We start from the raw sequence: 13,783 nt of genomic DNA on the forward strand, positions 1-13,783 counted from the left end.
GAGATAAACCGTCCTGTATTCTGCAGGACGGTTTTTTGTTTACTGCCATCTCCCTAAATTTGCGGTCGCAAAGTCCGGCTTTCTGATGAACAGAATTGCCACAATACAAGAGTGCGACGCAACGATTGAAGCATCATTTGATGCAGCTGGTTACAAAAAATCATTAAAATAGTATACAATGGGAAGGATTTTTGAAGTTAGAAAGAGTACCATGTTTGCCCGCTGGGATAAGATGGCAAAGAACTTTACCCGTATTGGTAAAGAAATTGTGATAGCTGTAAAAACAGGCGGCTCAGATCCCAACTCCAATGCTGCTCTTCGCCGTTGCTTTCAGAATGCCAGAAGTGTGGGCATGCCGAAAGACCGTGTGGAAGCTGCCATTAAAAGGGCAATGGGCAAAGAACTCATTAACTACGACGAAATACTCTATGAAGGATATGCACCGCATGGTGTTGCCATCCTGGTTGAAACTGCAACTGATAATCATGTACGCACTGTAGCGAATGTAAAAAGTCATTTTACAAAAGGACATGGTTCAATGGGTAACAGCGGCAGTGTAAGTTTCCAGTTTAAAAAATTAGGTGTGTTTAAACTAAAACCGGAAGGATTGAATGCTGAAGATCTTGAACTGGAGCTGATAGATTTTGGTTTGGAAGAACTGGGCGAAAGCACCGGTGAAAATGGGGAAGATGTTTTAGTGATCCGTTGTGCATTTACTGATTTTGGAAATATGCAGAAAGCACTGGAAGATAAAGGCATTACTCCCATCAGTGCAGAACTGGAATGGCTTCCTTCCACAACTGTTCCTGTAACCGATGAGCAGGCAGAAGATGTAAGTAAATTAATTGAACGCCTTGAACAGGATGAAGATGTGCAGAAGGTGTTTCATAATATGGGATAATTGTAAACTTGAAAATTATAATGAAAAGGCTGATGGTGAATCAGCCTTTTTTTATGATCATCAATCGCAACCCACTATTCCCTGCATAAACAGTTTTGCTTTTTCTGCATACAACTTTCCGGGTTGACCACGCAGGCTGCTGTTGAGTGCTTGAAAACGTGCTTTAGTAGATTGCTGTGCAGCAAGCTGCCTGTTTAAGCACTGAATTTTTTTCCTGCCTCGAGTCGCTTGGTTTTTCAGCCTGCTGTTGCTCTGCCCTGCACAATTTTAATTCTGTTTCGTAAATCATTGTTTGAATCATATCATCGTAGTTCATTAAATCTGTCTGTGCCTGCTGCGTATTTACATTTTGCATGGCATTGCCCTGCTCTGATCTTTGTAGGTTTTCTTCCTGCCGGTTTAATGCTTCCTTTTGATAACTGGTGAGGATAACTTTCTTTGATGCACATGCAGGATATTTTTCAGGCTTTGCTTCATCTCTTGCAATTTTTCCCGTTCTCTTGCAATAGACTCTGTCAGTTTGGTTCTTCTTTCATCTTCAAATATTTTAAATGGTGCAGGATCAAAACAAATGTCCACATCTTCAATCTCCAGTATTTTTGAATCCATACTGCCGCCAATCATTTGCATAATAATAAACAGGCCTTTGTCTGATTGCTGATACCCCACTGCAAAATTGCCGAGGTATTTTTTAGGTTCCATCATTAAGGCTTCAGGAAAATTTTTCCCAAAAAGAAACCATTGCTGGGAGCTTCCATCTGCTTTATACAATTGCGCTTTTATTTTTCCATCGCAATAATCTCTTCGTTCAGTTTTCTTATGCAGTAATACGTTTGTTGTTGCAGCACTGAACTGATACTGATATTCCACGCTGTTGGAAGTTTGCACCCAGTGCTCAATCGTATTTTTCTTTTTTGTATTTCGATAATTAAACACATTGCCTTTTAAACCAATTACACCAAAAACAAAATCAGGCAGATCGGGTTTAATATCACATACACCTGTGCTGCCGGGTTTAAACGAATTGTAACCAATCAATCCTGTTTTTGTATTAATAAAAACACAAACCTCACCCGGGCCACGGGGAGTAATGGTTTTACTTTTATTTTTTTATCGAAGCAGAGTTTCTGTCCTGTAGGTGTAATTGTTACCGGCATTGACCTTCCTTCCAGCACATCAGCATTAAGAACAGATCGCAGGTAAGGACCGTGTGGCGATGTGGCCCATGAGGTATCTCTTCGTGCAGTATCTCTTTGTGCTGCTGCAATACCAGCAAGAAGAATACAGGTTATTAAAAACAAATATCTTTTCATTATTATGCTTTAATAGTAAATAATTAGCGCTCCGTTTGCACCATAACCACTTTTAATTTTTTGAAATCCATGCAAATCGGAAATAATGCAGCCACCCCCACCCCCTCCTCCTGGGTAACCTCCATTACCCGGGTGTATTTTCTTATAGTCAAATGTTTCATAAAATGAACCCTTACCCCCACCAGTTGACATATATGGAGCCGCTCCTCCTTTCCCGCCGTAATAGTGATAGTCTCCTAAAAGTGCCATCGCCCCGCTCCTATCAGGTTGCTTTATTGTTAAACCATATGACTTTTCACCATCTTCACCTTTAACTGCAAATATATTCTCACTAAACACACCACTATTCATTAATAGCTTTCCACCTTCGCCGTTAAATCTATTAACTCCCTGTGTTTCCAATCCATTACGCCCGCTGGTGAGTGTGATTGTGCCTGTATTCACCCCTGTAAGATTAACCGATATCGGATAATTAGAGCCTCCCCTAGGTATTCTGATTTTAAAAATATCACCAGCCTGCACTTTCAGAATTATTAATACATATGCACCGCCGCCCCCGCCCCCCCCTTGCGCATTATAAGCGTTCCCTTCCCATCCATCGCCACCTGCACTCCAGCCTTCAATCTTAATACTTGTAACTCCGCTTGGGACAGTCCAAATATATTCTTTAAATGGCACTGAATTTATATTAGCTGCATCATATGTGCCCATGTATTGAAACACTTTCATATTGCACATGCAGCAGTTACCTGGCGCATTGGCATTTGCTGTTGAATTATTGATGGGTTGTGTTTGATTACTAACAGTGTTGTTAACAGTACCGTTTACCGGGGGTGTATTTTTTTGTTGACTTTGTTTCTGCTTTTCATAGGTTTTCCCATCAATTTCAAACCGTACATTATAATTGGGATTATTAAACAGGTTTTCATACAACAAACGAACCTTTGCTGTATCACTTGCCTTTTGCACTTTATAAATAATTGTTTTTCCTTCCTGCCGAACGACACCTGCCTGTTTCAGCGATTCAAGCATTTGTTCTTCTCTTGAAGGAACTTGGGCATGCAGACAAAAGGATACGCTCAAAGCAACAATTGAAATAATAAACTTCATGTACTTATTGTTTTACAAATTCAACCCTTCTGTTCTTTGCTTTTCCATCTGCTGTTTTGTTATCAGCAACCGGCACCCCGGCTCCTTTACCATCGGTTGTAATTCTTGATTCATCAATGCCGAAATTATTGATGAGATAACCTGCAACAGCTTCTGCCCTGCGTTTTGATAAAGTAAGATTATCGGCAGACTTACCATCACTATCTGTGTGGCCGATGATTTTTATTTTCAGTGTGGGATTATTTTTTAATGCTTCGCCGATCTGGTTGATGATTGGGAATGATTCCCGTTTGATAATATCCTTATTTACATCAAACAGAATTTCATTGGTGGAAGCCTTTCCTTTTTCCAGCAAATCTTTTACAATTAAGCTCCTGGCATCAGTTGTACCTGAAGCAATACGGATATTACTGATGAACACGCCTACTTCAGAAGCAGGTATTACTGTTACATTGCTGAAATAAAAATTCCGTTTCATTTTATCATTCAATGCAACCGGCAGATCAATCAGTTTTGTCTGGTCGAAATAAACCCTTACTCTTGTTTTATTTACGGCAATACTGATGTGCAGAATCTTATTGGTATAGGAGCCGATTGGAAAATCATTTTTGGTTCCTGCCGGATCTTTAAATCCGTACTCGATCAGTTTTTCATCATCAGAATTATAATGCCAGATGGCTGTATAAAACCTTTCTGCATAAGGCAGGTATTCCTTTAGTATATTATTCACCGCCGTGAGACCAAAATGAATCAATGGAGTTTTTTGTCCTCCATCAGCTTTCAGAAACAGATCAAACTCTATTGTAAAATTTTCAGGAAGAACTTTTTTTAGCATAGGGTGTACAACAGAACCATGCTGAATATCCAGCCATTTTGTTTCACTTCCTTCAAATGTTACTACCTGCCCGCTGCCATTTGTGTTCCATCCCGCAGGAAAATCACCCAACGCATCTTTTTCAAAATTGTCGGAAAAGATGATGGTACTGCCTGGAATAAAATCTGAGAAAGTCTTGACGCCAGATGGCTTTGCTGTATCTCCAGTTATTCCGTTCTCCTTTTTGCCAGTTTCAGCAACGCCACTCTTTTTGTTTTTACTGCTGTCAGCAGCACTGCCCTTCCCCTTCTTTTTAACTACCTTATTACCGGCTTTATCAACTTCTTCTTCAACTTTATTCAAACCTTTATCAATTGACTGATCAATTTTTGTGTCTACTTTCTGTTTGGCTTTTTGTTTTACCCTTTCAGTTATTGTTTGGCCTGCAACTGCAAGATGAAGAAAAAGAAAGCTGACAATGATTACGTACTTCTGCATGGCATAATATTTTTTGTGGTCAGATAGTTAAAAATTAATAAGGCATGGGCATAGCTTCTATCTCTTCCAGTTTAACGAATTAATGGCAGAACCCGGTTTTGTGATTCGGTTATTGGCTGAATTTGCATCGTTATTATTATCGTTTCCATCAATATAAATATCAGGATCGTACACAACCATTACAGTATAATTTGGAGGAAATTCATCTGAAGTTCTCCAGTTTCTGGTAAATGAAACCGATACTGATCCATTAACAGGAACATTCTGAAAATTGCGTGAAGCTACCAGCTTTGGAGAAAGACCAGGTACTTCTTCATACAACAAAACTGTTTGCTGATTAGCACCCGAAGTATAATTACCACGGCCAACATTTTTTACAACCCCTTCAATTTTAACAGTACCATTAAACCGGTCCTTTACAGAAACGATACTGAACTTAATTTCAGCAGCAGACAGATCTATATCTTTTTTCAACAGAGTGGCAGGCACAGTTACTCCTTTTGGCAATTGGTTGGGTTGAATTGATTTTTGAATTTTAGCTGGTACCTGAATCTGCGCCATCAGGGTTTCAGACCCGATGAATGTTACAAACGAAATGAACAACATTGAAAAAAACTGGTAATTCTTTTTCATACTTGATTGTTTAAGGTTAAAAAGAGTTCTTCTTATCAGCAGTAAAGTTCTTACACACTGAGCCTAATGTCAATTACACAATCGGGTAGTTGAGGAGTAAAATGCGCAGGGAGTATTGCAGAAGAAGGACAGGCAAACAGTTATACTGATTAATCAAGCCTGATAATTTTATGCTGAAGCGCTTTTGCAACTGCTTCTGTACCGCAGTTTACATGAAGTTTATGATAGATATTCTGCAGATGTTTTTTAACAGTATCAATTGAAATAGCTGTTTTATCTGCAATCATTTTATAAGAATTTCCTTTTACAAGCAGTTCAAGAATTTCTTTTTCCCTTGCAGTAAGATGAAATTCATCATTTACTTTATTGTTCTGCCTGAAATATTGAAAAACCCTCTGTGCTACAAACGGGCTCATGGCCGCACCACCCTGCATCAAATCTTCCAGCATCTGGATTAATTTAAGCGGAGCCGTATTTTTTAACAGGTATCCATCTGCGCCTGCACAAATACTTTCAAATATCCGGTTGTCATCATCAAACACTGTGTGCATCACCACTTTTACTTCGGGATAATTTTGTTTGATGCGTTTCACACCTTCAATGCCTCCAATGCCTGGCATATCAATATCCATAATCACCATTTCCGGATTACAATTCTTTAGATCATCAATTACATTATCACAATCTGAAAAAGAACCGGTTACTTTATAACCGGATGCTTCATCCAGCAGCATTTCCATTGATTGCCGCAGTCTTGTATTGTCTTCATATAAAACCAAAGCAGTGATCATTTTTACGAAAGTAATTGAGATAAATTATAAAATCCATTACACAATCAGGTAAGAGGGATACTGAGATTGATCTCGGTACCTTTTCCGGGTTCAGAAAAAACGCTAAAGCCTGCCTGCAGATCATTTGCCCGTTTCTGCATATTATGCAACCCGTTTCCACTGCTGGTTTTTGTTTTATCAAAACCTTTCCCATCATCTTTCACAGTTAATTTCAGCAATCCCTTTTCCATACTCACAGTTATCCATGCATGAGCGGCTCCGGAATACTTGCCCAGGTTATTGACCGCTTCTTTGAAGATGAGATAAAAGTTTCTCCGCTTTTCCATTGACAAACTCAGCTTCTCCACATCTTCATTGAAATTGATTTCGTAACTGATGTTCTTTCCATCCATCATATCAGCCGCATACCGTTTCATCCGCACAAAAAGATTTTGCAGTTCATCGTAGCGTGGATTGATATTCCAGACAATATCACTTAGGTTTTCACTGATGCGCTGAATATCATCTCCTGCTTTTTCAAGATATTCAGTTGACTTTGCCGGCTGCCCAATATTACGCTTCGCCAGTTCTGTTAAGATGTTGATATTACTTAAGGATGCGCCGATATCATCATGCAGGTTTTCACTGATGTTGTTCCGCATACTCAGTAATGCATTTTGCTGCTCCAGTTTTTTCTTCAGCTGAAACCGGTTAAAGAAAAGATAGGCAAGCAGGCTCAGCAGCAGCAACCCTGCCAGTAAAAAATTACGAAATGTTTTCTGCGAACTGATTTGTTTCTGTTGCAGTTGCTTTTCTTTTGAAACCAGCAGAAGTTGCTGCTCATTATTTTTTGTAAGAAGAATTTGTTTCTCCAGTTCATCTCCCTGCCGCTTCAATTGCTCTTCCTGCAGTTGTTGTGATTTTGACAGCAGATCAATTTCATTCTGTTTCTGCAATGCTTCCGCTTCATTTCCGGCAATGATTGCTTTTTGTTTTTCAATCTCAAGGGTTTTAATCCGCTGTTCAGTTGACAGACGGTTAATTTCAAAATCTTTCTTCTCTGTTTCGTACTGCGTTTGCAGGGAGGCAATCTTTGTATTGGTTTCTGTATTTAAAAGGCTGTCACGGTAAAGGATAAACTTCTTATAATAATCATAGGCTGCTTTATAATCTTTTTTACCATTATAGAAATCGGAAAGATAGCTGTACACACTCCGCAACACTCCTTTATTACCCAATGATTTTGCAAGAGTTTCTGATTTTCTGAAATACTCAACTGCACCAGCTGAATCCTTTAAAAGATTACTGTAAAAAGCAGCAGCGATGTACCTGTTGGCAACCACTCCCTGGTCGATCTTTTCGTATAATGCAATTGCCTTCTTTTCATATTCAAATGCTTCCTGAATTTTTTCTGCCTGTTCATCAGTAACGACATACTTACATAGGCCTGTGCAATTCTTGCCTGGATACCGCTTTGCTCAGCATATTTTAATCCGAGCTCCTGGTATTTTACAGCCTGCGGCATTGAATCGCTGAAGAGATACATTTGTGAAATATTATTACAGGACAAAGCCATACCGCCAAGATCAGCGGTTTTTTGCCGTAATTCAAATGCCTGTTTAGCATAGCGGATTGCTTCCGGCATTTTATTCAAATCAAAATAAGTTGCCGACAGATTACTTAATGACTGAGCCAACCCTATATTGTTATTGTTCTTCTCATGAAGCCGTATCGCTTTTAAATACCATTCTACCTGCTGATCATATAATCCCCTTTCTCCTGCCACGTATCCAAGATCATTATAAACAACAGCCGTGTATTCGTTTTTGTCTTTTTCAAACTTTAATAACAATGCCCTGTTAAATAGTTGCTCTGCCTCATTAAGTTTCTTGAATTCAAGAAAATACTGACCTAACTGATAGTATGAAAGAGCAATCAGGAAAGTATCTTTTAATGCAACTGCGTTTCTTAATGCAGCCGAGTCATATTTTCCAAGCAATTCCTGTTCACCTTTCCGGTAAAGAATGTCTGCAATTTTTAAGTTGGCATAGCTTTCACCTCTCAACAATTTTATTCGCCCGCTTTCTTCCAGTGCAAGCTTACCATAAAACAAAGCTGAATCAAGCTGTGATTTTTCTGCCAGCAAATCTGCTTTCTCCAGGTATTTGAAAATGCGGAGAGAATCCTCTTTACCGTATTTTTGCTGACCAATAACATTACTAATCATTGCAATAGCAACAAAAAGAGCAAAAAGCCTTTTTTTGTAATTGTGTAAGAGGCGCATATCAGGTTAAAAAAATACACTATTTTTTCTAAACTATGAAACAACCGGAAGACAATACCAGCCCACAACGAATTGTTCTGTTTGATGGAGTTTGTAATTTCTGCAACTTCTGGATACAGTTTGCCTTGAAGCGTGACCGTAAGGGTAAATTACTATTTACATCCTTACAGGGTGAAACAGCCAGAACAATTTTACCTCAGTTTGGAATAGATCCTGCTGTGTTGACTTCAGTTATTTTTATTGATGATGGAAAAGTTTACAAAGAATCTTCAGCAGCACTCAGGGTATGCCGCTATTTAGACGGGGGCTGGAAACTAATATACGTTCTGATTCTTATCCCTCCAGTTCTAAGGGATTACACTTATAAATGGATAGGTAAAAACCGCTACAAATGGTTTGGCAAACAGGAAACATGCATGCTTCCAACTCCCGAACAACGAAAAAGATTTTTAGACTGATTTTTAAACTTCAGGCAGCATTTATAGTCAGATGCTGATCAATTATAAATATATTTGCATATAATTCCGTTTGAATAGACCTAAATAAGCTATGAATCTATGATAAAAATCTATTGGCGAAAATTTAAATATATCTACCGCAACCTAAATTTTCTTTTTCTTCTTGATGGTCTCCTCGTCGCCACTATTTTCTTCTTCGCATCCGAATCAAAATATGAATCCCAACTGTTTGTTGCAATCAGCAATAATATAAAAGACAGTTTGCCGGCAAATTATTCCAAAGAGGCCTTTGCTTTAAAAGCCACTGAAACAACTTTCGATTTGGAAGAAAACAGGTATGTCGTTTTTGGTGAAAGGAAGATTGAAGGCCTCAAAGCAAATTATTTTCATCCAACAACAGTTGACCTGATGACAGGTAACGGAGCCTGTGCAAGCTATGCTGCTGTTCTTGCTAGAATATTAAAAGCCGATGGAATGAAAGTAAGAATTGGACAGATGAAAGTGAACGGACTATATGGCGGCCATATGTTTGTTGAAACGAAAACGGAAAGCGGATGGGTTGTACTGGATCCGATGTTCAATCAATCTTTTAAGAAACCTGATGGCAGTCTTGCTGGTTTCAAAGACCTGCAGCAGAACTGGGACTTCTATAAAACCCAGGTCCCTGGTAATTATAAACCAGAGTATAGTTACAGTGGTGTGAGGTATGCCAACTGGAATAAAATACCTGTTATAACACCTGCAATAAAATCAATACTTAATTTTTTTATTGGAAAAGAAAAAGCAGACCTGATTTCCGTAAGACCATACCTTTTACGAATTTACAATAAGCTGACATGGCTGACTGGTATTGTATTGCTCATTTCTCTGATACAAACTGCCAGAATTTACAAAAGAAGAAAAGTATACCGAACAAAATTGGGCAGACAGCTTGATACTGCAATGGAGATGAAAATATTTGCAGCCTGATCAGTTAACAGTTACTTCGCCTTTCATATAAAACACACATTCGCCTCCCATCATTACCCGTTCGGTACTCAGCTGTTCACAGTGAATATCGCCACCACGTTTACTTAACTGTTTGGCAAACATTTTTTTCTTATCTAGTTTTTCACTCCAGAAAGGAATGAGCTGTGAGTGAGCTGAACCTGTAACCGGATCTTCATCAATACCGGCAGTTGGTGCAAAGAAGCGGGAAACAAAATCTACCTTATCCCCTTTGGCTGTAAGGATTACCATTTCGCCGGTTTTCTTTAATGCCGTAAAATCGGGCTTTGCATTTACCACTTCTGCTTCTGTATTTACTTCAATTAATAAATCACGGTATTTGTAGGCACCAACAATTTCCTTCACACTTAATATCTCAGCCATATCCTGCGGATAATCTGCAATACGCTCAGGCTTCCAGGAAGGAAAATCCATTTCATACAGCTCATTATTCTTCACCACTTTTAATAAGCCGCTTTTTGAATGAAAGGTAACAGAAGGCTTGTTATAGCCAAGTATAGAATACAATGCAAACGCACTTGCTAATGTAGCATGCCCGCATAAATTAATTTCAAGTTCAGGTGTAAACCAGCGAATGTCATAATCAGCTCCCTCCTGTTTTGACGGAACAAAGAAAACAGTTTCAGCTAAATTATTTTCCATTGCCAGCTGCTGCATCAGTTCATCATCAATCCACTTTTCTAATGGAACAACTGCTGCCGGATTTCCTTTGAATATAGTTGAAGTGAACGCATCAACCTGGTATAAATTTAATTTCATAATGTTTGTTTAAATAAGAAGCGAAACAAATACGCTGCAATCTAAAAAATCATTTTCTTTTCAGGCGAATATTTGTATCGATGGTTGAAGGAGTCATTCAATGGATAACCAATGCTCAGCTGATCAATACATTTTCGGGAGGGCCAGCTTATACCGCACTACAAGAATGCGGCTGATAAAAATAAATGCAATGCAAATGATATTGGCAATATCCGCTGCAAACGAAACTTTGAGTAAGATAAAATACAGTAACCCGCCGGCGATTGATACAGAAGCATAAATTTCTTTTCTGAAAACAAGAGGAACATTATTTAGAAGCACATCTCTGATGACTCCGCCAAAGGAACCAGTGATGGTTCCGAGTGCAATACAAATACCGGTGCTTAAATGCAATTGCAATCCCTTTTCTACACCAATGAGTGTAAAAAACCCAAGACCTAAAGCATCAAATAAAAATAAAGTGGTCGTTGCTTTTTTCAGAAATCGTCCAAAAATCATAGTGCCAATTGCAGCAGCAACAATTACTAACGTAGTAGTGCCGTCCTTTAACCATCCAACCGGCGTATCGCCAATGAGTAAATCCCTGAGTGTACCTCCGCCAATTGCTGTAACAAATGAGAGAATGATAACACCAAATGGATCCAGCTTTTTTTCCATGGCAGAAGATGCCCCTGATACTGCAAATGCAAACGTGCCGAGAATATCAATGATATGAAGCAGGTTTTCTCCCATGCATTACTCCCGCATCATTTCCAGTATTACTGCAATAATTTCTTCTGCATTTGGCTTGCTGAAATAATCGCCATCGCTTCCATAAGATGGGCGATGCTCTTTAGCAGTAATGGTTCTCGGGGCAACATCTAAATATTTATATCCTCCCTGTTCTTCCAGTACTTTGTTGAACATATAAGCAGCAGCCCCACCGGGAACATCTTCATCAACAAACACAATGCGGTTGGTTTTCTTTAGCGATTCAAGAATACTGTGATGAATATCAAATGGAAGCAGAGTCTGCACATCAATTATTTCGCAGCTTGTTCCCATCTGTTCCAAATGGCGGGCTGCATCTTCAATGATACGAAGCGTAGAACCGTAAGAAATAATTGTAAAATCTGTTCCTTTCCTGATTACTTCAGGAATGCCCATTGGCACTGTAAACGATGACAGATTAGAAGGAAGCTTTTCCTTCAGCCTGTAACCATTCAGGCATTCTATTACCAAACCGGGTTCATTACTCTGTAATAATGTATTGTACATTCCTGCTGCCTGCACCATATTACGTGGCACACAAACATAAAATCCACGCAGGCTGTTAATGATCATACCCATTGGAGATCCGCTGTGCCAGATACCTTCTAACCGATGCCCTCTTGAACGGACAATGATGGGTGCACTCTGAATACCGCCTGTACGGAAATGCAAAGTAGCAACATCATCCGTTAATGGCTGCAATCCATAAACGATATAATCAAGATACTGAATCTCAGCTATGGGTCTTAACCCACGCATAGCCAAACCAATTCCCTGGCCCATGATGGTTAACTCACGGATACCTGTATCAAAAATTCTTGTTTCACCATGCTTTGCCTGCAAACCTGCAAAGCCCTGGTTCACATCGCCAATAAAACCAAGATCTTCACCGAAAGCAACTACTTTAGGATTCGTTGCAAAGAGCTGATCAAAATAACGGTTAAGAATTTCATATCCATTCAGCAACGGGGCTTCTGCAGCAAAGGTTGCTTTTACTTCTGCAACTTTCATGGTGCTTGCAGCACCTTCATGGTACAAATGAGTGTTGAATAAAGATTTACTTTCTTTCATCAACTCATTATAATATTTTTTTGCATCAATATTATTCACATCAGCCGTTAATGCAATGGCTCTGTACAGCATACTCATGATATCTCTGCGGTTCGGCTCCCTGTTTGCTTCAAGCTCCTTTAATAATTTCTGTACAGCAGTTCCATTCGAAGAATTACTGATCAACGGGTTTATTATCACAGATACTTTTTCAACCTGCTCATGAATTGGTTGATAATATTCTGCCCATGCAGCATTTCTTTCAATGCTCACTGTTCGTTTTACATCAGATTCTATTTCACTCAATTCTTCATCATCCGCCAGTGAATTTTCAATAATCCATTCTTTCATTTTTTTAATACAATCCCATTCACGTTCCCACTGTAACCGGTCAGCCGTTTTGTAACGCTCATGACTGCCCGAAGTAGAGTGACCCTGTGGTTGTGTTACTTCTTCCACATGAAATAAGGCTGGTGTATGTGTTGTGCGGATTTTTTCAATACCTGCTTCAAATACTTCGCACATACCGGCATAATCCCATGCCTTTACTTTATAGATTTCAATTCCGGTTGCACCATCATCATTAATCTGGAAACCTTTCAGTGCCTCAGATATTGAATCTTTTGTTGTTTGATATTTCTTAGGAACGGAAATTCCGAAACCATCATCCCAAACAAAAATGGCCAGCGGTATCTGCTGCACTGCCGCCGCATTTACCGTTTCCCAGAAATGCCCTTCACTTGTTGATGCGTCGCCGATTGTTGCAAAACAAACCTCATTACCATTGTTTGATAATGAAGTAAAATCTTTTAATGTTTGTGATTGCCGAAACAGTTTGGATGCTAATGCCAAACCAACTGACCTTGGCATTTGGGCAGCGGTAGGCGCCATTCCTGACATTAGATTTTTCCGGTTAACAAGATCCAAGAACTCTCCATCGGCATTAACCGTTGCGGTTGCAAAATGCGAATTCATTTGACGGCCCGCACTGTGCGGTTCATGTTTTATATCCGGATCAGCATAAAGCTGTGCAAAAAATTCTTTGATTGTGACTGAACCTGTTGCAAATGCAAAGGTTTGGTCACGGTAATAGCCACTGTAAAAATCGCCTGGCTTGAAGAATTTAGCCATTGCCAGCTGCGGCACTTCTTTCCCGTCGCCAAAAATTCCAAACTTAGCCTTGCCTGTTAACACCTCCTTTCGCCCCATTAAGCTGGCTTCCCTGCTGAGGCAGGCAAAGCGGTAATCCTGCAAAACTTCCTGTTTGAAGTGCTCAAATGAAAGTTGCTGCAATTCTAAGCTGTCTTTGGCTGATAATTCCATGTGGCAAAAATAAATGATTTCACTTCTACGTTAACACCTGTAAGCGGCTTTGGTGAAAACAACCGTGGGGCTGTGAACAAATACTCAGCTCCATAACCTTCCGGTCAATAAT

General features: G+C 39.4%; 14 protein-coding genes. 3 read left to right on the forward strand and 11 right to left on the reverse strand.

The window, feature by feature from the left end; genetic code table 11:
* The first annotated feature begins 178 nt into the window (after positions 1 to 178).
* A complete protein-coding gene (locus tag IPK31_00790; GenBank protein ID MBK8086625.1) occupies positions 179 to 901 on the forward strand; it encodes a YebC/PmpR family DNA-binding transcriptional regulator in 723 nt (240 codons plus the stop codon).
* Positions 902 to 1,300: 399 nt separating this feature from the next.
* On the opposite strand, the gene IPK31_00795 is transcribed toward IPK31_00790, so the two are convergent.
* From IPK31_00795 to IPK31_00830, 8 genes are all read right to left on the reverse strand, one after another.
* Positions 1,301 to 1,939, reverse strand: coding sequence for a hypothetical protein (locus IPK31_00795; GenBank protein ID MBK8086626.1), 639 nt, complete (start codon positions 1,937 to 1,939; stop codon positions 1,301 to 1,303).
* A complete protein-coding gene (locus tag IPK31_00800) occupies positions 1,936 to 2,214 on the reverse strand; it encodes a hypothetical protein (GenBank protein MBK8086627.1) in 279 nt (92 codons plus the stop codon). The genes IPK31_00795 and IPK31_00800 overlap by 4 nt, the downstream gene beginning before the upstream one ends.
* A 9-nt stretch (positions 2,215 to 2,223) precedes the next feature.
* Positions 2,224 to 3,324 (reverse strand): hypothetical protein, encoded by a 1,101-nt coding sequence (locus IPK31_00805; protein ID MBK8086628.1) that lies wholly within the window; start codon positions 3,322 to 3,324, stop codon positions 2,224 to 2,226.
* 4 nt (positions 3,325 to 3,328) lie between these two features.
* Positions 3,329 to 4,636: an OmpA family protein gene (locus tag IPK31_00810; protein ID MBK8086629.1), complete on the reverse strand. Its 1,308-nt coding sequence runs from the start codon at positions 4,634 to 4,636 to the stop codon at positions 3,329 to 3,331.
* Between the two features lie 57 nt (positions 4,637 to 4,693).
* Positions 4,694 to 5,269, reverse strand: a complete 576-nt coding sequence (locus tag IPK31_00815; protein MBK8086630.1) for a hypothetical protein — start codon at positions 5,267 to 5,269, stop codon at positions 4,694 to 4,696.
* Between the two features lie 149 nt (positions 5,270 to 5,418).
* Positions 5,419 to 6,060 carry a response regulator transcription factor gene (locus IPK31_00820; protein ID MBK8086631.1) on the reverse strand — a complete coding sequence of 214 codons (642 nt, stop codon included), beginning with the start codon at positions 6,058 to 6,060 and terminating at the stop codon, positions 5,419 to 5,421.
* A 44-nt stretch (positions 6,061 to 6,104) separates the two neighbouring features.
* Positions 6,105 to 7,382, reverse strand: coding sequence for a hypothetical protein (locus IPK31_00825; protein MBK8086632.1), 1,278 nt, complete (start codon positions 7,380 to 7,382; stop codon positions 6,105 to 6,107).
* Entirely contained in the window at positions 7,334 to 8,323 is a 990-nt protein-coding gene (locus IPK31_00830) for a tetratricopeptide repeat protein (GenBank protein ID MBK8086633.1), read from the reverse strand. Before IPK31_00830 ends, IPK31_00825 begins: the two co-directional genes overlap by 49 nt.
* Before the next feature lie 35 nt (positions 8,324 to 8,358).
* On the opposite strand from IPK31_00830, the gene IPK31_00835 reads away from it, so the two are divergent.
* Both IPK31_00835 and IPK31_00840 read left to right on the forward strand, forming a co-directional pair.
* Positions 8,359 to 8,781: a thiol-disulfide oxidoreductase DCC family protein gene (locus IPK31_00835; GenBank protein MBK8086634.1), complete on the forward strand. Its 423-nt coding sequence runs from the start codon at positions 8,359 to 8,361 to the stop codon at positions 8,779 to 8,781.
* 99 nt (positions 8,782 to 8,880) lie between these two features.
* Positions 8,881 to 9,750, forward strand: a complete 870-nt coding sequence (locus tag IPK31_00840) for a hypothetical protein (GenBank protein ID MBK8086635.1) — start codon at positions 8,881 to 8,883, stop codon at positions 9,748 to 9,750.
* Here IPK31_00840 and IPK31_00845 read toward each other — a convergent pair whose 3' ends face one another.
* From IPK31_00845 to IPK31_00855, 3 genes are all read right to left on the reverse strand, one after another.
* The gene (locus IPK31_00845) at positions 9,751 to 10,548 is read right to left on the reverse strand and encodes a PhzF family phenazine biosynthesis protein (GenBank protein MBK8086636.1); all 798 of its coding nucleotides are present in this window, start codon (positions 10,546 to 10,548) and stop codon (positions 9,751 to 9,753) included.
* A 123-nt stretch (positions 10,549 to 10,671) separates the two neighbouring features.
* Positions 10,672 to 11,280, reverse strand: coding sequence for a trimeric intracellular cation channel family protein (locus tag IPK31_00850; protein ID MBK8086637.1), 609 nt, complete (start codon positions 11,278 to 11,280; stop codon positions 10,672 to 10,674).
* A gap of 3 nt (positions 11,281 to 11,283) precedes the next feature.
* Positions 11,284 to 13,671 (reverse strand): transketolase, encoded by a 2,388-nt coding sequence (locus tag IPK31_00855; protein ID MBK8086638.1) that lies wholly within the window; start codon positions 13,669 to 13,671, stop codon positions 11,284 to 11,286.
* Positions 13,672 to 13,783 lie beyond the last annotated feature (112 nt).

This window comes from Chitinophagaceae bacterium (genome assembly GCA_016713085.1).
In the GTDB taxonomy this organism is placed as follows: Bacteria; Bacteroidota; Bacteroidia; order Chitinophagales; family Chitinophagaceae; genus Lacibacter.